This window comes from Flavobacterium noncentrifugens, from assembly GCF_900100375.1.
GTDB classification, from domain to species: Bacteria; Bacteroidota; Bacteroidia; order Flavobacteriales; family Flavobacteriaceae; genus Flavobacterium; species Flavobacterium noncentrifugens.
Window position 1 is genome coordinate 34,699 of sequence record NZ_FNEZ01000002.1, and the last position, 20,086, is coordinate 54,784.

The 20,086-nt window shown below is 39.4% G+C and carries 15 protein-coding genes; 9 read left to right on the forward strand and 6 right to left on the reverse strand.

What is annotated here, in order from left to right:
- The first annotated feature begins 3 nt into the window (after positions 1–3).
- From BLS32_RS04835 to BLS32_RS04850, 4 genes are read left to right on the forward strand one after another with little or no spacing between them, the layout of a single operon-like run.
- Positions 4–1,371, forward strand: coding sequence for a mercuric reductase (locus tag BLS32_RS04835; protein ID WP_091392517.1), 1,368 nt, complete (start codon positions 4–6; stop codon positions 1,369–1,371).
- On the forward strand, positions 1,368–2,342 hold the full coding sequence (locus BLS32_RS04840) for an ABC transporter ATP-binding protein (protein ID WP_091392519.1): 975 nt from the start codon (positions 1,368–1,370) through the stop codon (positions 2,340–2,342). The genes BLS32_RS04835 and BLS32_RS04840 overlap by 4 nt, the downstream gene beginning before the upstream one ends.
- Positions 2,329–3,894: an ABC transporter permease/substrate-binding protein gene (locus tag BLS32_RS04845; protein WP_091392521.1), complete on the forward strand. Its 1,566-nt coding sequence runs from the start codon at positions 2,329–2,331 to the stop codon at positions 3,892–3,894. Before BLS32_RS04840 ends, BLS32_RS04845 begins: the two co-directional genes overlap by 14 nt.
- Positions 3,894–5,447 (forward strand): MFS transporter, encoded by a 1,554-nt coding sequence (locus BLS32_RS04850; RefSeq protein ID WP_091392522.1) that lies wholly within the window; start codon positions 3,894–3,896, stop codon positions 5,445–5,447. The genes BLS32_RS04845 and BLS32_RS04850 overlap by 1 nt, the downstream gene beginning before the upstream one ends.
- Positions 5,448–6,505: 1,058 nt before the next feature.
- On the opposite strand, the gene BLS32_RS04865 is transcribed toward BLS32_RS04850, so the two are convergent.
- Positions 6,506–6,892, reverse strand: a complete 387-nt coding sequence (locus tag BLS32_RS04865; RefSeq protein ID WP_091392526.1) for a response regulator — start codon at positions 6,890–6,892, stop codon at positions 6,506–6,508.
- A 286-nt stretch (positions 6,893–7,178) separates the two neighbouring features.
- Here BLS32_RS04865 and BLS32_RS04870 point away from each other — a divergent pair, with 286 nt between their 5' ends.
- Positions 7,179–8,177 (forward strand): chemotaxis protein CheB, encoded by a 999-nt coding sequence (locus BLS32_RS04870; RefSeq protein WP_091392528.1) that lies wholly within the window; start codon positions 7,179–7,181, stop codon positions 8,175–8,177.
- A 6-nt stretch (positions 8,178–8,183) separates the two neighbouring features.
- Here BLS32_RS04870 and BLS32_RS04875 read toward each other — a convergent pair whose 3' ends face one another.
- Entirely contained in the window at positions 8,184–11,444 is a 3,261-nt protein-coding gene (locus tag BLS32_RS04875) for a CheR family methyltransferase (RefSeq protein WP_170227615.1), read from the reverse strand.
- A 334-nt stretch (positions 11,445–11,778) separates the two neighbouring features.
- Here BLS32_RS04875 and BLS32_RS04880 point away from each other — a divergent pair, with 334 nt between their 5' ends.
- The 4 genes from BLS32_RS04880 to BLS32_RS18415 are packed head-to-tail and all read left to right on the forward strand — an operon-like array spanning position 11,779 to position 13,362.
- Positions 11,779–12,537: a hypothetical protein gene (locus BLS32_RS04880; RefSeq protein WP_091392532.1), complete on the forward strand. Its 759-nt coding sequence runs from the start codon at positions 11,779–11,781 to the stop codon at positions 12,535–12,537.
- A 1-nt stretch (position 12,538) separates the two neighbouring features.
- Positions 12,539–12,934 (forward strand): DUF5675 family protein, encoded by a 396-nt coding sequence (locus tag BLS32_RS04885; RefSeq protein ID WP_091392534.1) that lies wholly within the window; start codon positions 12,539–12,541, stop codon positions 12,932–12,934.
- Between the two features lie 10 nt (positions 12,935–12,944).
- The gene (locus BLS32_RS04890; RefSeq protein WP_091392537.1) at positions 12,945–13,196 is read left to right on the forward strand and encodes a hypothetical protein; all 252 of its coding nucleotides are present in this window, start codon (positions 12,945–12,947) and stop codon (positions 13,194–13,196) included.
- Positions 13,186–13,362: a hypothetical protein gene (locus BLS32_RS18415; RefSeq protein WP_091392538.1), complete on the forward strand. Its 177-nt coding sequence runs from the start codon at positions 13,186–13,188 to the stop codon at positions 13,360–13,362. Before BLS32_RS04890 ends, BLS32_RS18415 begins: the two co-directional genes overlap by 11 nt.
- A gap of 1,082 nt (positions 13,363–14,444) precedes the next feature.
- Here BLS32_RS18415 and BLS32_RS04910 read toward each other — a convergent pair.
- The 4 genes from BLS32_RS04910 to BLS32_RS04925 all read right to left on the reverse strand — a co-directional run bounded on the left by BLS32_RS04910 (position 14,445) and on the right by BLS32_RS04925 (position 19,967).
- Positions 14,445–16,169, reverse strand: coding sequence for a DUF262 domain-containing protein (locus BLS32_RS04910; RefSeq protein ID WP_091392544.1), 1,725 nt, complete (start codon positions 16,167–16,169; stop codon positions 14,445–14,447).
- Between the two features lie 180 nt (positions 16,170–16,349).
- Positions 16,350–17,918, reverse strand: a complete 1,569-nt coding sequence (locus BLS32_RS04915) for a hypothetical protein (protein ID WP_091392546.1) — start codon at positions 17,916–17,918, stop codon at positions 16,350–16,352.
- Between the two features lie 176 nt (positions 17,919–18,094).
- On the reverse strand, positions 18,095–19,453 hold the full coding sequence (locus BLS32_RS04920; RefSeq protein WP_091392547.1) for a hypothetical protein: 1,359 nt from the start codon (positions 19,451–19,453) through the stop codon (positions 18,095–18,097).
- A 136-nt stretch (positions 19,454–19,589) separates the two neighbouring features.
- Complete coding sequence (locus BLS32_RS04925) at positions 19,590–19,967, reverse strand: helix-turn-helix domain-containing protein (protein WP_091392549.1); 378 nt, start codon at positions 19,965–19,967, stop codon at positions 19,590–19,592.
- Positions 19,968–20,086 lie beyond the last annotated feature (119 nt).

A 20,086-nucleotide genomic window follows, 5' to 3' on the forward strand; every position in this document is an offset into this window, starting at 1 on the left:
GATATGAAAAAATTCGACGCAATAGTCATTGGTACAGGACAGGCCGGAACGCCTTTGGTAAAGAAACTTTCGGAACAGGGGAAAACAGTTCTGATCGTTGAAAAAGGTACGGTTGGCGGCACCTGCGTAAATTCAGGTTGCACTCCCACAAAGACGTACCTTGCCAGTGCCAGGCGCATGTGGGACATTGCAAATGCGCAAAATTTGGGTGTAGATATTTCCGCGAGTGCCCAGGCAAACCTAAAAAAAATAAAGACCCGAAAGGACGATATTGTAAAGGCGTCGGTGAAAAATATCCGAGAGAGTTTTGAACATGCAAAAAACGTAACTTTCCTTGCCGGTGAGGCGAAATTCGTCTCCAATTTTGAAGTAGAAATTAATGAGGAGCTATTTTCGGCTGAACATATTTTTATCAACGTTGGCGCGAGGGCAACTGTTCCTAAACAGTTCCAAAACGTTGATTTCCTCACGAATGAAAGCATTCTTGACTTAACGGAATTGCCGTCGCATCTCATTATTATCGGTGCCAGTTACATTGGATTGGAATTCGGGCAGATGTTCGCGCGGTTTGGCAGTAAGGTCACAATCATCGAAAAATCGGCCCAAATCATCAGTCGCGAAGACAAAGAAACCAGCGATGCGATTCGGGAATTTATGGAAGCCGACGGTGTAAAATTCGTGATGGAAGCGCAGCATATCGAAACATCACAACAAAGTGGCGTGATCGAAGTGATCTATGAATCGGATGCAAAAAAGCATAAAATCCACGGTTCACATTTGCTTTTAGCGATTGGGCGGACGCCGAATTCAGACACTTTGAATCTGTTGGCGACCGAAATAAAATCAAATGAAAAAGGCTATATCGACGTCGATGATTTTTGCCAGACCATCGTCCCGAATATCTTCGCGATGGGCGATTGCAACGGCAAAGGCGCGTTCACGCATACGGCTTACAATGACCACCAAATTGTCTTTGAATATCTTTTCGAAAAAAAATCGCGCAAAATCTCAGACCGCATCATGACTTACGGACTGTTTACTGATCCACCGTTAGGACGCGCTGGATTGACCAAAAAACAGGCGGTAGAACAAGGCTTCTCGGTGCTTGAAGGCAAACGTCTGATGTCAGAAGTGAGCCGCGCCGTCGAAAAAGGTGAAGCAAACGGCTTTATGCAAGTGCTTATTGATGAAAAAACCGACAAGATTTTGGGCGCGGCCGTTCTTGGAGTGGGTGGCGACGAAATCATCACCAGCATCCTGAACGTGATGGCCGCCGATATGCCGTACACTTTAATCCGCGATACGATGGTGTTGCATCCCACGGTTTCAGAACTAATCCCAACGCTTTTGGAAACGCCAAAAAAAGTATGATTGAAGTCAGTAATGTGAGTAAGTCTTTTGGCAAGAACGCCGCGGTCGACAACATTTCGTTCACCGTAAAAAAAGGCGAGAAATTGATTTTGCTTGGCGTAAGCGGCTGTGGAAAAACCACGACACTAAAAATGCTCAATAAGCTGATTGACGTTTCCAGCGGAACCATTTCGATTGACGGCACCGATATCCAAGACCAACCGGCTGAAAAGCTCAGGCGGAATATGGGTTATGTGCTGCAACGCAATAGCTTGTTCCCGCATTTTACGGTGCTTGAAAATATTGCAGTTGTCCCTAATTTGCTTTATTGGGAAAAAAGCAGGATCGATGAACGCGCGAAAGTCCTGCTTGAAAAATTCCATCTTCCACAAGAACGATTGTTGGCTTATCCAAAGGAACTGAGTGGAGGAGAGGCGCAACGCGTTAATCTTGCCCGCGCTTTGGCCGCAGATCCGCCTATTTTACTCATGGACGAACCGTTCAGCGCTTTGGATACGATCACGCGAAAAGCCATGCGCAATGAATTTGTGGAACTTGGCGAATTCAAAGAAAAAACGATCGTAATGGTCACGCACGATGTCCAGGAAGCCTTCGAAATCGGCGACAGAATTTGCCTGATGGATGGGGGGAAAATCATCCAGATCGGGACACCGAAGCAATTGTTATTTGCACCAATCAACGATTTCGTGAGGGATTTCCTTTCGAATTCATACCTGCAATTGTTGCTGACCGTGACGCGTTGCTGCGACATCTGGAAGTTTTTGGATGATAATCAGCAAGCCGCAAATGAAAACGACAAAGCATTTTCGGCAGAAATTTCGGTAGCGGCCGCACTCGAACGATTCAAGGATAAAAATGATACGGATCAGAAAATCAGGATGCGCTGCCTGGATTCCGTAAAGATGCTTTCCGTTTCAGATTTGCTCCAGGGATTCGCTAACTATAAAGCCAAAACCGATGCAAGAACCTGATACTTTCTGGGAATTCGTCTCAGGCCAATGGGCCAAATTGGGTGAGCAGACGTTGCAACATCTCGGGCTCACGTTGTTTTCGTTGACCATAGCGGTAATCGTGGGCGTTCCACTTGGGATTTTCATCGCACGCAACAGAAAAATTGCACCTTCTGTATTGAACATCACCGGGATTTTACAGACCATTCCGAGTATGGCGCTTTTGGGTTTCATGATTCCGTTGCTCGGAATCGGGCCGAAACCTGCCATTTTTGCGTTGTTTTTATATGCATTACTGCCCATAGTGCGCAATACATATATCGGGATAACCGGTGTTGATGCTGATATCAAAGAAGCGGCATCCGGAATGGGAATGACGCCCGCCCAATCGCTTTTTAAGGTGGAAATTCCGCTGGCTTTTCCGGTAATAATGGGCGGAATCAGAACGGCAACGACCATAAACGTTGGTGTGGCGACACTTGCGGCCTATATCGCAGCGGGTGGTTTGGGGGAATTTATATTTGGTGGCATTTCGCTGAATAATACAAACATGATCCTGGCGGGCGCAATACCGGCCGCATTGTTGGCGGTTCTGCTCGATTTTTTACTGGCGCAGCTGCAAAAAGTCAATCTGGCTAAAGTCAGGAAAATGCTGTTTGCTTTTCCTGTCGCTTTGCTAGTTTTTTCACTGATTTATGCGTTTCGAACCGCTGAAGACAAACGATTACTCGCCGGATTCACGCCTGAATTCATGGGGCGGCAGGATGGTTTTTTAGGGTTGCAGCAAAAATATGGCTTCGATATGCGTACCGTTGTGATTGACGATGCGATGATGTACAAAGCGTTGTATGAGAAAAAACTCGATGTGATCAGCGGTTACAGTACCGACGGCCGAATCAAGGCATTCGACCTGGTTGCGCTTACAGATGACAAACATATTTTTCCACCCTATTATGCCGCGCCCGTCGTGCGTGAGAAAATCCTTCAAAAATATCCAGAAGTCGAGGATGCCCTCAATCTGTTGTCAGGCCGTATCAACGATTCCATCATGACCGAGCTGAATTACAAAGCCGATTATCTGCACCAGAATCCCGAAGCGATCGCAAAGGAATTCCTGCAATCGCAAAAGTTGTGGAAAGCGCCGCGTCAAAACCCGAAAGGAAAAATCGTCATCGGTTCCAAGATTTTTGGGGAGCAATATATTTTGAGTGCGATGTATGCGATGCTCATAAAAGGCTATACCAATCTTGATGTCGCCACTAAAACAGGGCTTGGCGGAACGAAAATTTGTTTCGATGCCTTGACCAATAAACAAATCGACCTGTATCCCGAATATACCGGAACGGGTTTTTTGGTATTGCTGCAACCAGACGAAAAAACCGTAAACGGATTGATCAAAGACAAAAATGCGGTGTATGATTTCGTGAGTAAGGAATTCCGTTCGCGTTATGGGTTAAAGTGGTTAAAACCCATTGGCTTCAACAACGCCTATGTGCTGATGATGCGAAAAAAGCATGCAGAGGAGCTTCGCGTTTCGACAATTTCGGACTTACTTCAACTCAACCATAACTGATGGCGACGATTTCCTTAAAAAGTACCGATGGGAAATGGCTGATGGTTTCGACGATCATGGCCTCGGGCATGGCGTTTATAGACGGAAGCGCGCTCAATGTCGTATTGCCGTCTTTGCAGGAAAAATTGCATGCCACAAGTGCCGAGCTCTTCTGGGTACTCAATTCTTATCTTTTGATCTTGGCATCTCTTGTTCTCGTAGGAGGTACTTTGGGCGATTCGCACGGACGAAAAAAAATATTCATGTACGGGATCTTGATTTTCATCATCGGATCGGTTTTATGCGGATTGTCGCCCAACGTAAGTTTTCTCATTATCTTCAGGGCGATCCAGGGCATCGGCGGCGCGCTTATGATTCCGGGAAGTCTTTCGCTTATTTCGTCTTCCATAAACGAGGATGAACGTGGGAAAGCCATCGGCACCTGGTCTTCAATTACTACGATGGTGAGCGTCAGCGGCCCGATTCTGGGTGGATTTCTGGGCGATCACGGCTTGTGGCGCTACATTTTTTTTATCAATGTCCCGATTGGTATTGCCGCACTATTGATTTTATGGAAAAAAGTAAGCGAAACAGAACTCGCAGAGCAACGGTCGATTGATTTTGTGGGAGGATTTTTATTGGCCGCAGGCCTGGCATTGCTGACCTTCGGGTTTTTGAGGGCACCGGAAGTAGGTTTCGGACATTGGCAATCGTTTGGTGCCTTATCGCTCGGGTCTGTTTTTCTCCTCATATTCATTATCGTCGAGTGGAAATCATCCCATCCCATGATGCCACTGGAATTGTTCCGGAATCCGACATTTTCAGGAGTAAATCTGCTGACATTGTTCCTCTACGCTGGATTGAATGCAGCAATGCTGTTCATGAGCCTTAATCTGGTGCAGGTTCAGGGATATTCCCAAATGGAGTCAGGTTTGACGTTCGTTCCTTTCACAATAATTATGGTCCTGATATCGCGGTTTGCAGGAAGCCTTGCCGATAAACACGGGCCACGATGGCTGCTGATTTTAGGACCTTTCACGGTCGGAATCGGAATGCTCGTTTTGTCCTTCATCGGGCAAACACAGGGGCCAAAATCATATTGGGTTACTTTTTTCCCGGGCATCCTGATTTTCAGTATGGGAATGGCTTTTACGGTCGCACCGCTAACGACGGCCGTGATGACTTCGGTCAAATCGCGATATTCAGGAAGGGCTTCGGGCGTCAACAATGCGATCAGCCGTGTTTCAAACGTTTTGGCAAATGCGATTTTCGGATCGTTGGCGTTGGTTTTATTTACGAGTGCGCTGCAAAGCCGACTTATCGATTCCCAGTTCAGTCAACAGGAAAAATCAGAAATTCTGGCACAGGCCGGCAATTTAGGAAATGCGAAAGTTCCAATGGCAATTGAAGCGAAAAAACGTTCCCAAGTCAGTCAGGATTTTCATGCGTCGTTTATCGCATCGTATCAAAATATTATGATGCTAGCGTCGGGGTTGTGCTTTGCTGGAAGTTTGGTTTCGGTGATTTTTGTACGCAAAAAGGATTTAGACCAATCAAAAGGAACACAAGAATAAAAACATTTATATTCCTTTTTATTTTCGCAAACTTAGGAACGCCAACTTTTAGGATTACTTTCGTTGATCCTTTTTGGGAAGACTTCACAAAAGCAAACCTTGCGTCAGGTTTTTTTCACAAGCTTACAAAAACAGAGCTTTGACACTTATGAAAACAAAAAAAGCAGAAACTTTCGTTTCTGCTTTTGTGGGCGATGAGGGATTCGAACCTCAACGCTAATGCCGCGTAATATATAGCATTTGAAAAGCGTAAATTTTTAGTTCCTCGATATTGCGTCGAAGTCGAGCAATTATCATCAAGTCTTACAGCGTAAATTTACGGCTTATTATGATATTAACCAAATAAATATCAAGGAACTACGCTAAAAAATGAACAGGTTATTGAAGTAGTTACCAATGCGGGAGACGCTTATTTCTCCGCCTTTCGCATATACTCGCACTACCCAAAAATCGTCTTTTCAACCTGTTCAATATTTAATCCTGTGTGATTGCAGAATTCTTCTATAGTGACAAACTTTACGGCTTTATTTAGGGCGTTCGCGATCTCATGCAATACTCTAAGACTTTGGCGATAGCTTTGACCTGTAACGAGCTCTACGTCGTTCGTGGTGATGCAAATGCGCCTTCCCATAGTTTTCATACTCTAACCATACCTTTGACTAGGCTTTGAGTAGTTTCAAAGTGCTAGTATCTATTTCTAAGAACTAGGTAAAAATAATAAAAATAATATCATCAAGCTCTATATTGGTCAATTGCAAAGTATTATATCGTCGATTATAGCTTGTGCAAGGACTTGTTCAGTTGGAATTAAGAGGTAGCTGTAAATAATTCTGTTTGTGCATAGTTTAGAAATTTGGTCTGAATAGTGATGAAATTTACAATAGAAGTGATGATATTTTTTGGGTAATGTGACGTAGCATATAAGAAGTATGAAATTTTCGCATTCGATGTTTTCAATTTGTGATGGCCGAATTTCCCAAGCTTCGTAAGAGGTAATATTACCGGCAACCTTATGGTTGAAAACCATATCTGAATTTAGATTTTTCATGAATGGAATTTTAGCAATTGTTTTTGTTCAAAATTGTTTTAATCAATGCAACTAACGCTGAGAAACATGTTGGCTTGGCAAAATAAGCTAATGCACCAAGCTGCATTGCATTTTCTTTGTATGGTGCCAGTTCGCTTGTTGAGAATATTATTACTGGTATTGACGCTAATTTCTTTTTATTTTTTATCTTTTGTAACACTAACATGCCGTCCATTACAGGCATATTCATATCGAGAATAATAATATCAGGCGTAATCTTTTGTTCGACGAGTTGTTTTACAGCCTCGACGGGATTATGCATGCAGGTGTAGTTTATTTCCGAAACCTGTTTTAGTGCATCAGAAAACAGTTCGCAGTCATCCGGATCGTCGTCAATTTGAAGTAGGTTGTAGTACATATTGAAAAAGCATTTAATTTAGTTTTGCTTTCAGGATTCAGCTCATATTTTGCTGCTGCGATTATAATACTGATGATATACGATAATCTTTTTCTGGAATTTTTCTGGAAACTATTTTTTAGAAAAGTATCTGTGCGCAATATGCGAATTTTGTAAAATTTCAGCTTTTGTTTATATAATTTCAATACAGATCAAATTGCGATGTCGTTTAATAGTCTAACAAAATTTTAAATTATATAAATTTCGTGCACCGGAAAATGTGATATTCAAATTTTAAAATTTGTTCATGAGAAATTTAATCGTTATTGGTACCTCGGCCGGTGGTATTTCGGCTGTAAAGAAAATTTTGCCTTCTTTAGGTAATACTATCAACGCGTCTGTTTTAATGGTTCAGCACCTATCGCGGAATTCGGATGTAAACGCTATAATCTCAATCTTTCAGAGAACTACGTCGCTTCATTGTAAAGTCGCAGAAAATGGTATGGAGATCGAAGCCGGACATTTGTATCTTGCACCGGTAGACCATCACCTGATGGTTGAAAATGAGCATATGATTATTACACAGGGTACACAGGAAAACCGTTACCGTCCGTCTATTGATGTGTTGTTCCGATCGGCGGCAGCAGCTTTTGGCAACAGGGTCATTGCAATAATTTTAACCGGGATGCTTGAAGACGGAACTTCAGGAATGTCAGCGGTTAAACGTTGCGGTGGTGTGACTATTGTTCAGGATCCCGACGACGCGCAATTCCCGAGTATGCCCATAAGTGTGATGAACAACATGCAGGTTGACTACCGCTCTTATTTAGAAAATATTCCATTGATAATCCACGAAGTGCTAAGCCAACCGCTCCCTCCTTCAGTGGCAATACCAAAAGAAATAGAGACCGAAGTTAACATAACGAAAAGAATGATGAGTGATATAGATGCTTTAAAAACTATTGCCGACCACAGCGATTTTGTGTGTCCGGATTGTGGAGGTGGACTGTGGCAGATTCGTGGCGAACAGCCTAATCGTTATCGCTGCCACACGGGGCACGTTTATACCGAAAAACTTTTGCACGACTTGCAAGACGAGCGGATTGAGGAATCGGTATGGGTTTCTATCCGGATGCTTGAAGAAAAGGCAAATTTACTGAAGGTTATGGCATCCCGAAATACGGATGCGGAAAACGGCTCAGCAAAACCCCAATATCCCCGCAGGATTGAGGAAGTGGAAGGCCATATCAACAGGTTAAAAAAACTATTGAATAATCTTGTTGATAATGGCGCCGATAAAATTTAATGCCACTTAGGGTGCGACTGGAATCCACATGCGGAGCGCAGAGCCATGATCTGGTTTATTCTCAATGGATAAGAATCCGTTATGGTTATCTACGACTTTTTTAACCAATGCCAATCTGAGGCCCATTGCAAAATATCTTTGCGGACCGCTATAAAATGGCTCAGATATTTTATCGAGGACACTTTCCTGAATGCCATTGCCATTATCCTCGACTTTTATCATTAAATACTTCGTACTGCGATCTGCGCCATCAATTTCCATGTCTTCAGGTTCTTCAATCTTTCCAGAAATTTCGATTTCGGGTGCTATGCCATCGCGACTGTTTTCGATTGCATTTAATATCAGGTTCTGGAAAAGCTGCTTTATCTGGTTTGGAATAACATAAGCTTCAGGAATGGCGACAACAGAAACCACGGCATTATTTTGAATAACCTTATCTTTTAACTCACCCAATATTTTTTTAAGCATTGCATTGAGATTGGTCTTTTTTGAATGCTCCTCACGCAATGTGGCTTCACTATAATTGGCGATGCTGACAAGCATTTTTTGCATGTCGTCAACCGTGGAATACATCCTGGCCAAATATCTGTTTTTTTCATCCTCATCCTTGTCCTCAGAGAGGCGGCTGATAATCATCTTGAGTTTGTTGAGCGGATCTTCGAAATTTTGCTTTGTTGAAACTGTAAATAATTGAAGATGCTTATTGTATTGCTCCAATTGGGCATTTTTTGATTCAATCTGCCGTGTGCTTTCGATTTCGTTTGTGACATCTTCCAACGCAAGCAGCATCAAGCCTTCAGGCTTAGCATCCTGAATTCGCGTGACGTTTGCCATAACTGTCTTTTTGTTACCGAAGGGAATTACAAGCTCTAACTTCAGATTTTCGATGTCGATATTCTCACGAGTTAGTTTTTTAAGATTTTCTTTCAGGACTGGGATGTCCCACAGGTGGTTCCCGATTTCGAAAATCGACCGGTTTTCAGTTTCCTGTTCGTTTCCGCTAAAGTATTTGTAATATGCCGGATTGCAACCCTGAACCATAAAATCTTTATTTAAGATTAGTATGGGTTCCCGCAATGTGCGGATGATGGATTCAGCGTAATTGCGCATCGCCAGCAATTGTACCTGCCTGTCCTGCAATTCATCATTGACGCAGAGCAGTTCCTCATTGTTGGATTGCAACTCTTCGGTTGATGTTTCCAGTTCTTCATTTAAAGCCTGCAATTCTTCAGTGCTGCTCAATAATTCTTCATTCGTCGTTTGAAGTTCCTCGTAGGCAGTTTGTTGTTCCTCGGTAACACGCTTAATATCACCGGACATCTGTTCGAGCATATTTTCCAGTTCCGAAATACGCCTTCCCTGGTCATCATTCAAGCCATTTCCCGCGACTACAGCAATAGGCATTTGATTAAAAACGATCATAAAATAGCCTTCGGCATGCTTTAGCGGCGCAATCTCAAACGAAGCGAGATAAGGCTGACCATGTATCCGTATGTTTTGCTTCACGATGCTTTCTCCACTTTTCCCGATGATTGACAATGCGTTCCTAAGTTCAAAACTCAGTCCCTCACGGGCCATCTTCAGTACATTAAAATTGGGTTTCCCCGGTGATGGCTCCAAGTATATGCTTGTAGCCCCATGGAAGTGGACAATATCATAATGCCGATTAATTACCACGCCGGCGGGCGTATATTTGTTGTACAGCACCTCTGCAAACGACTTGGCAAAATCGACTACAGGAAGTACCTCTTTTTCAAGGTCTTTCAATTCAGGCTTATCTTTTGGCAGTATATGCTGCGGTTTGAAAGATTCCGGGATGTACCTGTTTGCAGCAAATTTTCTCACGTATATTTTTTCTGCCTTGCCGAATGCCTCGAAAAGATGTGGCACCGCAGAAGCCGATTCTGATTTGCCAAGCAAAAGGTACGCATTCTCCTTAAGGGAGTAATGAAATGCCCCCAAGACCTTGCCTTGCAGGTAACTATCGAGGTAAATCATCACGTTCCTGCAGGTGACCAGGTCAATCCTCGCAAAGGGCGGGTCTTTTATAAAATTATGCACCGCAAAAACGCACATGTCGCGGATTATCTTATTGACATGGAACCGTCCGTCGCGTTTGCTAAAATAGGCACCCAGCCGTGCTTCGCTAACTTGCTGGACATCCTGCGGATTGTAAATCCCATTGCGCGCCTTGGCAATACTTTTTTCTGAAACATCGGACGCGAATATCTGGATGCGCATGTCGCTGTGATTATTTGCAATCAGGTACTCATGTACAACCATAGCGACAGAATATGCTTCTTCCCCAGTTGAGCAGCCTGCGACCCAAATGCGTAAGGTATTGCCCGACGCATTCCTGACCATTTTAGGAAGTACTTCTTCGGCGAGCTGTTGGAATGGCTTTTCATCCCTGAAAAAATAAGTTACCGGGATTAGAAAATCATTGAAAAGCGCTTGTTGTTCCGCGGCATTTGTACGCATGAAATTATAGTAGCCCGCAAGATTTCCCATTTTTGTGACCACCATGCGGCGCGCAATCCTTCGCCGGATCGTGGGCTGTTTGTAATGCCGAAAATCATTTTCTGTTTTAAGGAAAATTAAATTTGTTATTTTGTTTACCAGATCTTCCTCAGGAATCTGCTCCTCCTCTGAGTACGCATAATTTATCTCATACTTCCCATGAATTTCTATCAGTTTATCTGGAATTGCCCTTGGGTAAAGGATATAGTCAATAGCATCGGCTTCAATCGCGCTTTGCGGCATTGCAGTAAATTCTGCCGAAGCGGGATCCTGTGCAATTGTTGCCCCGCCATACTCCCGGATTTTTTTCAAGCCCATAGTGCCGTCAAAGCTTGCGCCGGAGAGTAAAACACCGATTGCATGGCTCTGGTGCACTTCGGCGAGTGACTCAAAGAAAAGATCTATTGTGCGGTTTGCCGTTGTGCCGCGATGCCTTTGTTCTAATTTTAAAATGCCGTCAACTACAATCACATTGTTGTTTTCCGGAATGATATAGATATTATCGGGTTCGAGATGGATTTTATTTACAATTTCGTGTACCGGTATTTTCGAATGGGGAGCCAGCAATTCGGGAAGTTTGCTTTGATGGTCTGCGGCAAGATGTTGCACAATTACATAAGCAAGGCCTGACCCGGCCGGAATTTCTGCGATAATTTCTTTAAGTGGTTTTAATCCTCCCGCAGAAGCACCGATGCCTACAATAGGAAAATGAGATAACTGGCGGACGGAATTTTGTTGTGTGAGCATGTGTTGTGTATTGATACGTAAAGATAGTTTTTTGTAAATAATGTTTTGCATCTAATCCATATAAGTGCAACGTAATAGCACAAATAATTGAGCGATAGTTGATCATTATTTAAAAAAACGGGAGCTAACGGCGCTGAAATTCACAAGGAAATTAGTGCCAATTTTGTCGATTGGTGACAATTTTGTCGGTTTGGTATTTCCTGTATAGGTCGTGCTTTTTTATGTGGTGGATTAATATAAATTTTGTTTCAGAATCAGTCGAAGTTATGTTGCAACGATAATCGAAATGAGGATTGAGAATGAAAATGAGTATTAATCGTAAAATGTAGAAATTATGGCCAGACAGATGGGCTTGATTAAGCTGAAGGGTACCATTGGCGGTATGACCTTCTATAAGACCTCTACTGACGGACACCTTGTCCGGGAAAAGGGAGGCATTGACAAAAACAGGATCCTTAGTGATCCGGCGTTCCAGAGAACGCGTGAGAATGGTTCGGAATTTGGCCGGGCAGGGAAGGCCGGAAAGATGCTGCGCACAACTTTGAGGGCATTGCTTTTGAATTCTGCTGACGGCAGGATGACCAGCCGCCTGCACAAGGCTATGGTGAAAGTGATCCAGGCGGATGTGACCAATGAGCGTGGTTTGCGTAATGTGATTGACGGCGAGGCTGAGCTTTTGCTTGGCTTTGAGTTCAACATTAAAGGGAAACTGGGGACTACTTTGTTTGCGCCTTATGTGGCTGCGATCGACAGGGTAACCGGTGAAATCACCGTGGACATTGCGCCGTTTATCCCGACGAATATGATCACGGCACCTTCGGGAACGACACATTACAAAATTATCTCCAGCGGTGCCGAGATTGATTTTGAGAACGAAGTTTTTACGGTGGCTACTTCGGAAACTGCTATCCTGCCTTGGGATGCGGCTTTGACCGTAGCAGTTGCGCAAACCAATCAGGTTACGGCTGCGAGTACCAAGCCTTTGTTTTTGGCTTTGGGGATTGAGTTTTTCCAGGAAGTAAACGGCTCGATGTATTCGCTTAAAAACGGCGCGTTTAACCCGTTGTCACTTGTAAAAGTAAGCGGCCTGTAACATGGAGCTTGTCCTGAAAAGGAATTATTTCCCTGACGGAACTAACGGAACACTCGAATGCGGAGGCAAGGTCATTTGTCATACAATTGAACTGCCATGGAAAAATAATGAGAGAAGGGTTTCCTGTGTTCCTGAAGGGAGATATTTTTTGCGGAAACGGTATACGAAAAAGTACCAATGGCATATTGAAATTTTGAATGTGAAAAGTCGAAGCGGCATTTTATTTCATCCGGCGAACAACGCGCTGGCGGAATTGAATGGCTGCATTGCGCCAGTAACAAAGATTTCAGGCGCGGGTTTGGGGCTTATGTCGAGAAAGGCTTGTGCGGCTTTGAAAACTTTGGTTTATAAAGCTTTGGCACAAAATCAAAAAGTAGTTTTAATTATCCAATCTTAAATTTATCGTTATGAATATCATAAACAGGGCGCAAGCGCCAACACCAAAATTTTTTAAAGTACTGCGGACCATCGGAATTGTGATGCTGGCCATTAGCGGCAGTGTGCTTACGGCACCAGTGGCATTGCCTGCAGCTGTAATTAGTGTAGCCGGATATGTTGCAGTCGCCGGAGGCGTTCTATCGGCAGTAAGCCAGGTTACTGTGGAAGATGCTGCCAAATTGTTTCAGGAATCTGAAAATAACGCGCGCGATGGAAACTAATATTTCCCTGAAAACGGGAACCGCTGCCGGAACTTTGTTGAGCATTTTGCCGAATTTGCATTCGGAGGATATTGCAAAGACAACTATATTGGCAGTCTTAGGAGCAATTGTAAGTTTTACGGCAACATTGTTTTTGAAAATGCTTACGAAAGTTAAAAAGAAATAATCCGGTTTTGATCGGTAACCTTACCGGATTAAGCAAAGAAAGCCCGCTTTTATAGCAGGCTTTCTTATTTTAGGTCGTCTCCAAAAATATACTTACTAATCCGATAAAATATTAAATAGATTTTAAGCATATCGATAGCCTATAGATTTTTAAAAACAATCAAGTTTTTATTTGGAAAATATTTGCTATATACTAACAGACTTTTGAACTCTATCCATAAAAATTCCATTAACTAACGTCCATAGAAGTACAGAAAAAGCTAATTCAAATCCACTTCCATGTAAAACCAACATTGGCAAAAAACTGAATCCACTGATTAAACTTATCAAGAAAACATTTTTATAGTGTATGTCCAATTTTAAAAGGTACTTCGTAAGTATTAGATAAGCAAAAGAACCAACACTGCTCGCGACTGCTATCCCGATAAATTTACTTCCGGAAACATAGATTAATACACAGGCGTAGTATGTTAACGTTGAACATAGTACATGTAAAAAAATCTTTCCCATATTCGTTCCTACATTTCCGTATTTCGTAGTTGAAAGTGGAAATGTCAATCCTGGCAATATCATCATCATCAGAACATACATATGTCTATATTGATCTGTATAATTCCTACTTAAAATAATCAGGAAATAAATAGATCCAAATATTATCGAATTTATAATAATGCTTATTTTCATGTCATGTTTTATATGAAAAATTGACAGATTGTTTTGATATTTTCGAAGGTAATAGGGGTCGATTTATTGGTAATATTAATATCAGAAATAAAATAAGCAACAATTCCTCAATAATTACAATGGTATTTCCTTCAGCCATAAACTGAATAAAAATCACGGAAAAACTGAAAATGACAAAGGCAATAGATAGGATTGAAATTGTTATTTGTCTCATCTTGTAAGTTGTTGCATCGTTCCGGAACTTTCAAATTGCTGCTAACGTTCGCGGCGCTCATGCAGTTGCGAATTAAAGCGAACTGAGTTCTCTCTTTCGAAGATAAACTTTCTTTGTGAAACTGGAAGTTCAACTTACGAAAAACCAGCAATTTTTTAAATGCGCGGTTAGTCGCTGGCAATCATTTACATCCAAATTTCCTTAGCTTTATTTAACAAAAACTCTGCTCTTTTTTCAATTTCAATTTCGTTCCAGTCACTTAATTCTAAGTAAGGTGCTAATGTTTCAATTCCACCAGAATAGTGGCGCAATCCTTCATTATTTCCACTACCTTTCTTTTTTGTAGGCCAGTTAGAATCTCTGATTGAAGCGTTTAGTGATTGTGTTATAATAGCTAAATTACCTAGTGTTTTTAATTTATAATTTCTATAATCTTTAGCTTCTTTCGTTGAAACGCTACTCCATTTATTTTCCCACTTTTTAGGCATCAAGTGTTCCAAACTGTACTTGCTTATTCCTAATAAACTTGTGGCTTGTTTGTGACGATTCCTAATTTTTGATTCGATTAAGTAAATTATTCCTGCAGTTTGCTTATTGATTAAAATAGAGTTTTCAAAGCCATGTTTTAGCTCAGTATCATTTGGTAGATAATTTACCATATCATTTCTTTTCTCCAAATATTGAACAAACTCACTTCTTGAAAGAATGTTATTTGAAATTAATCTATCTGTAAAGAGTTGATTGTAATTTTTGGTTGTCGCTTTTACAACCATTCTTCTCATTATATAACTTTCTAAAAATGAAAAGAGTTCATTCTGTTGATTTTTGTCAGAGACATTTTTAAGAACATAAAGTGTATAAGGAATTAAAGTAGAAGTTTCAAGACCAAAGATAATTGCGTTTATTCGTTCAATTCCACTTTCAGATGTGAGTTCATTGTCAATAATATCAAAATTAAAATTGTTTTTAAATAAAATCGCATAGCTTTTAATTTCTTCAAGCATTTCAGTTTTATCTAACTTATAATCTTTTATAAATCTTTTGAATGACTCGAATAAATGCTCAACCCTTGAAAAATCAATTTTGTCGTCTGTCTTTACTTTAAGATTTGGATCTTGAATTTTAATTTGAAGGTATGAATAGAAGAAAAGGTCTATGAAAGTACGCTTTAAACGCCCTGTCGTGATTTCTCTATCCCAATAAGTCTTTACTTCCTCATTTTTTTCGAATATTTGTTTCCAGTACTTGTCATAACTTTCAATTTCGTCTCTTTTGAAAAAGTAGTTTTTTAGTAACTCTGCTGTCGTTAATCTTACACCAAGTGAGTTTATTGTATCGAATATTTGTTGTTCATCTTCTTCGTAGCTAAGATCAATGCCTACAAATAGTATATTGTCGAGTATATTAAAAAAGTCTAATGTTGTTTCTGAATCATCTACTATTATGTTTTCATTAAAAAAATTATAGCATAAAAGTATATTATCATTTTCTGAAACGTCATTAAAAACAATTGAAGTTTCAAGATTTACGACTTTATCGAACGATTCTTTGTCGTTATGATTATGGAGTAAAATAATTGATTTGTCTCGTTGTTTTTTGAAAGTCTCCGTAAAATCGTAATCTGCATTATTTTTCAAACACAAAACCTTTAAAAAAATATTTAAAGTTGTTAGTCGTTGCTGCCCATCAATTACAGTTAAAATAGAATCTTTGTTCGATGAAGTTTCTTGCTGTTTTAAAATTACAGAACCTAAAAAATATGGTCTTTTCGTTGTCGAAACCATAATCATGTCTTCTAAAAATCTTTGCCATTGGTCAGCGTCCCAGACATATGCTCTTTGAAAAAAAGGTATTTCCAAATTTCTACCTCTGTTAAATATGTCTCTAATTGTTCTTTTTCCTGCTTCCATTGATTTAAAGTGTTTGATATTAGTTTGGTTCTTTCTGCTTGCGCCTAACGTGCCGCCGGTAAGCCAATTCGCGATGCCAGCGGACTGAGAATTGTCTGCCGAATATAAACATTCTTCCTGAAACTATAACTTCCGGCAACTCAAAACAAGGGCAATTAGCTTACAGGTTTAGCAGAAGTACTATAGTTCAAATTTCTTAGACAAAGTGTTTAATGTAAAAATGGACTTTTCTAAAATATCATCTAGAATTTCTGTATATTCCTTTTTGTCCACCTCGAAATATTCAAGTGCTTTTTTACATTCTTTATTAGTTTCACTGAAACTATGAGCAATTAATCCGGATCGTAAGTTTTGTAAGTGCCTTAGAAATTCAAACATTTGTGGAATTTTCATTTCATTGGATTCTATAAACTTTTCAAGTTTTGTTATCCCTTTTGTATTTGGAGGGAATTCTAAACCCTTTGAAATTTCATTTTCGTTAATGCGATCAATTGTAAGCTTCACTATCGTTAATGTTTGTTCACAAAAGGACTTGATATTATTAGATGAAATAGAATGTAAAGATTTAAAAATGTATTCATCCTTTTTCGAAAGAGGTTTATAAAAATAGTAACCAAATTTTGCTTTCCATTTCTCATTGAACTCAGTAAACTTTTCTTTAAAAAATAAATCTACTGCCTCAGAGTTTTCAGCCCAATTACCTTCGATCATTGTTGTGTAATAAGTTCTGCTAATTCCCATTCCTTCTTCAGGAGCGATGTTATATTGCTTCCAATGAAGTTGTTCTTTATGCGGAAGAATACGTAAATCTCTCAGAAATACTGGAACATAAGTTCGAACGTTATTATCAATTTTTAAATGAAAGAATTTGGAATTCACACTCATCGATTCTACGTCATAACTTTCGGGATTATTGTAATATTTATCTAAAACTTCTTTTTTAAAGAAGGTTAGAGTGAAATGATTCTCTTCTGCATCACATTTTTCAAATATTAGTTCACCGTTTTCATCATATCCAATTATAAATTCTTCGCATTTTGATTTATCTAAATCAAAATGTGTTTTTTTGATTGAATTTGGTTCAATCAAGACTTTTCCGAGAATCCAACTTTGAGTTGTTCCTCCAAGATTCCGGATTAGGTGATTATAGTTTATACCAGCCTCGCTAATGTTACTTTCTCCAAAATTGAGTTCCCAATCACTTGGAACTTTCTTGACAAGTCTCATGTAATCAAAGCAAATAACAAAGTGCATATCTCGAATTGTGATATACTCCTTTAAATATTTAATTTTAATTTTTATTAAGTTTGGTTCAATAATCATGACTTCATCTTGTTCACCATAATCATCAATGTAAAGGAACTTTCGATTCTGTTTATCACTACCAGTTTCGTAAAGATTAAAATACAAAACAAATTCTTCGGAAATATCAATATATCTAACTGGATTTTGCTGCAATGAAAACGACCTGGAAAATATAAAAGGCTCTAGACCTTCCTCTGCATAAGTTTTATAAGAATTATCTCCAAATACCGAAGGTTTTCCTTCACTACCAATATGAATTGGCCAATGGTAATTTTCAGTGAAATTCGACAAATAATCATTTGAAACCAAGCAACAATAAATACCAGCAGAATCGTTGTGATCTTCATGAGACGATTCATAAATTTTCAGCCAACCATTTTTCAAAAGAAATTTTGTTTGAATATCTTGAATTTTATCCTTAAGTAAAAAATAGTCTATGTCCATTGTTTTGATACTCGTCGTTTAAGTCTTTCTGCTAACGTTTGGCCGCTAACTGTCAGTTGCTGATGAAAGCGAGCCGAGTGTTCTCTGCCAAGATAAAACTTTCTTCGTGAAAACAAAACTTTCTGTAACCCGAAAATCAGCAATTTCAGTTAGCGGCGGTTAGTGGTAGTGTTTATTTAAGATAAGGTTTCCAATAAGGTCGTTGCTATATTACTTGGATAAATCGAATCGTATAGTATTTTTGAAATTATACCTCCACCGACAAGCATAGATTTATCGTTTTCGGGATTAGTTATTTGGATAGCTCTTTTATTGACTGTAAATATAACTTTCATCTTTTCTTTTTGCTTTAATTTCATTGTTTCTTTTTCAGTCAATAGTTTGACTTCGAAACCTGTGTCTTTAAAAATTTGTATTAAGGCATCTATATTTAAACCGATTATTAACTTTAAGTCTCCAGTAAGTATGTCAATCATAAAATCTGGAGGTAGCGGTTTTGCAAAAAGTGGTTCTGACACATTCCCAGCTATGGATATAAAATCTATAATTATATGATTTTCTGTTTCGTTTTCAAGGATTCCCTTTATAGTAAAGCCCGCCATAATTCTCCCTTCATCACGATAAAGGCCAATATGTAAGCATCCTCTATCAATTACATTATATGCCCAAACAGATGACTCTAACTTCTCATGAAGATTTTGAAATTCAGAAGAATAAGTTATTGTAGGATTCTTAGGTGTAGAAACGGTTATTTTTTCCCCTGTTTTTGGATCATCACCTTCGTCTTTATTTATAACTTCAATTGCGCGAAATGCTCTTTCTTGTTGGCGCAGTACTCTATCTAATTGCTTTGTAGTGTTTTTATCATAACTTGAAATTTCACTTTTCAATTCTTCAATTGGAAATTCAGGATCGTGCATTTTTTTAATTAGATCAGCAATTTTTTCATTTACCGCACCTTCTTTGAGTTCCATTATACCAACGTTTTTATCGGTTCTAACCAGTAAATCTCCTATTTGCACAAAATGAGTTAGATCAGATAGAAGAGCAAAGTTTTCAGGTGACTTATTTATTTCATTAGCTACTTTAATTGCGTGATCGAGGTTTGAAGAATCTAAAGTTTTTGTAGATTCACCAATATATAGTCGTCTTGACACATGGATTTCCCCGCCAATTAATTGCCATGCTATTCCATCTGCAATATGAAAATATGTATTTAGCCGATGTTCAATAACATCTATAATGTGTTGCGATTTTTCTGCAGCTTCTTTGTTTCTTTGTCTGCGATTTTCTTTTAGTTCAATTTTTTTTTCTCGTAAAAGTGCTTGATAGTAAAGAACTTCCTCAATTATTAAGTTTTGTGCTAACTTGAAGCCTTCATGAGTTTTTTCAGTAAACAATTTTACTATATCCTTACTCCAGGTGTTAGGTAATGAGAACATTTTAACTTTTGATTCAATTGCTTTAATGCCATTGCTAAATGCTAAATCACAAATCTCTTTCAACTTTTTTTTGTACTCTTCTTTTGATTTCATGTTGGATGATTATTTTGTGTAGAAAACATTACCACTAACGTAATGTAAGCGAATAAATATACTATTATTTATTTTTACAAAAAAAAAGACCGCAAGGCGGCCTTCAAAATTCAAATGTGATATTTGACATTTGAGTTTAAATTTTACCCTTAATTTCGGATATCAATCTCTCATAAAGTTTTCTGTTTTCCTCATAAGCTTCTATTAGCTTATCTAATGGATTGAATGTACAGTGATTATTAAACGTAGCCTCACTGTCGTTAAAACTATTAAAGCTATTAAAATAATTTATTACTCCTTCTTCAGAAAAGTTTATAATTGCCTCAACGCTTACCCCAAGTGCTTTTGCAACATCTTGTAATTTATCATCTTCAATAGTCTCGCTATTTTCCATTATAGAAATTGCTTGTTGATTTGTGCCAAGCGCTGCGGCAAGCGCTTCCTGTTTCATGTCTTTTAATTCGCGGATGCGACTGATTTTTCGGCCTATATGGTTTTTGGATGGAGTGTTCATAATTCAAAAGTATTAATTGTGATTGAAACGCAGTAAATGTAAAAAACATAAATGAAAATGTAGGATACAGGGAAAAATGATTCGGTACATGAACCGGTCTTTTTTACTTGCAGCTATTA

What these genes read in the sequence shown, in the direction of transcription:
- BLS32_RS04835 (WP_091392517.1), top strand. Translation starts at nt 4, where the DNA reads ATGAAAAAATTCGACGCAATAGTCATTGGTACAGGACAGGCCGGAACG.
- BLS32_RS04840 (WP_091392519.1), top strand. Translation starts at nt 1,368, where the DNA reads ATGATTGAAGTCAGTAATGTGAGTAAGTCTTTTGGCAAGAACGCCGCG.
- BLS32_RS04845 (WP_091392521.1), top strand. Translation starts at nt 2,329, where the DNA reads ATGCAAGAACCTGATACTTTCTGGGAATTCGTCTCAGGCCAATGGGCC.
- BLS32_RS04850 (WP_091392522.1), top strand. Translation starts at nt 3,894, where the DNA reads ATGGCGACGATTTCCTTAAAAAGTACCGATGGGAAATGGCTGATGGTT.
- BLS32_RS04865 (WP_091392526.1), bottom strand. Translation starts at nt 6,892, where the DNA reads ATGTACTACAACCTACTTCAAATTGACGACGATCCGGATGACTGCGAA.
- BLS32_RS04870 (WP_091392528.1), top strand. Translation starts at nt 7,179, where the DNA reads ATGAGAAATTTAATCGTTATTGGTACCTCGGCCGGTGGTATTTCGGCT.
- BLS32_RS04875 (WP_170227615.1), bottom strand. Translation starts at nt 11,444, where the DNA reads ATGCTCACACAACAAAATTCCGTCCGCCAGTTATCTCATTTTCCTATT.
- BLS32_RS04880 (WP_091392532.1), top strand. Translation starts at nt 11,779, where the DNA reads ATGGCCAGACAGATGGGCTTGATTAAGCTGAAGGGTACCATTGGCGGT.
- BLS32_RS04885 (WP_091392534.1), top strand. Translation starts at nt 12,539, where the DNA reads ATGGAGCTTGTCCTGAAAAGGAATTATTTCCCTGACGGAACTAACGGA.
- BLS32_RS04890 (WP_091392537.1), top strand. Translation starts at nt 12,945, where the DNA reads ATGAATATCATAAACAGGGCGCAAGCGCCAACACCAAAATTTTTTAAA.
- BLS32_RS18415 (WP_091392538.1), top strand. Translation starts at nt 13,186, where the DNA reads ATGGAAACTAATATTTCCCTGAAAACGGGAACCGCTGCCGGAACTTTG.
- BLS32_RS04910 (WP_091392544.1), bottom strand. Translation starts at nt 16,169, where the DNA reads ATGGAAGCAGGAAAAAGAACAATTAGAGACATATTTAACAGAGGTAGA.
- BLS32_RS04915 (WP_091392546.1), bottom strand. Translation starts at nt 17,918, where the DNA reads ATGGACATAGACTATTTTTTACTTAAGGATAAAATTCAAGATATTCAA.
- BLS32_RS04920 (WP_091392547.1), bottom strand. Translation starts at nt 19,453, where the DNA reads ATGAAATCAAAAGAAGAGTACAAAAAAAAGTTGAAAGAGATTTGTGAT.
- BLS32_RS04925 (WP_091392549.1), bottom strand. Translation starts at nt 19,967, where the DNA reads ATGAACACTCCATCCAAAAACCATATAGGCCGAAAAATCAGTCGCATC.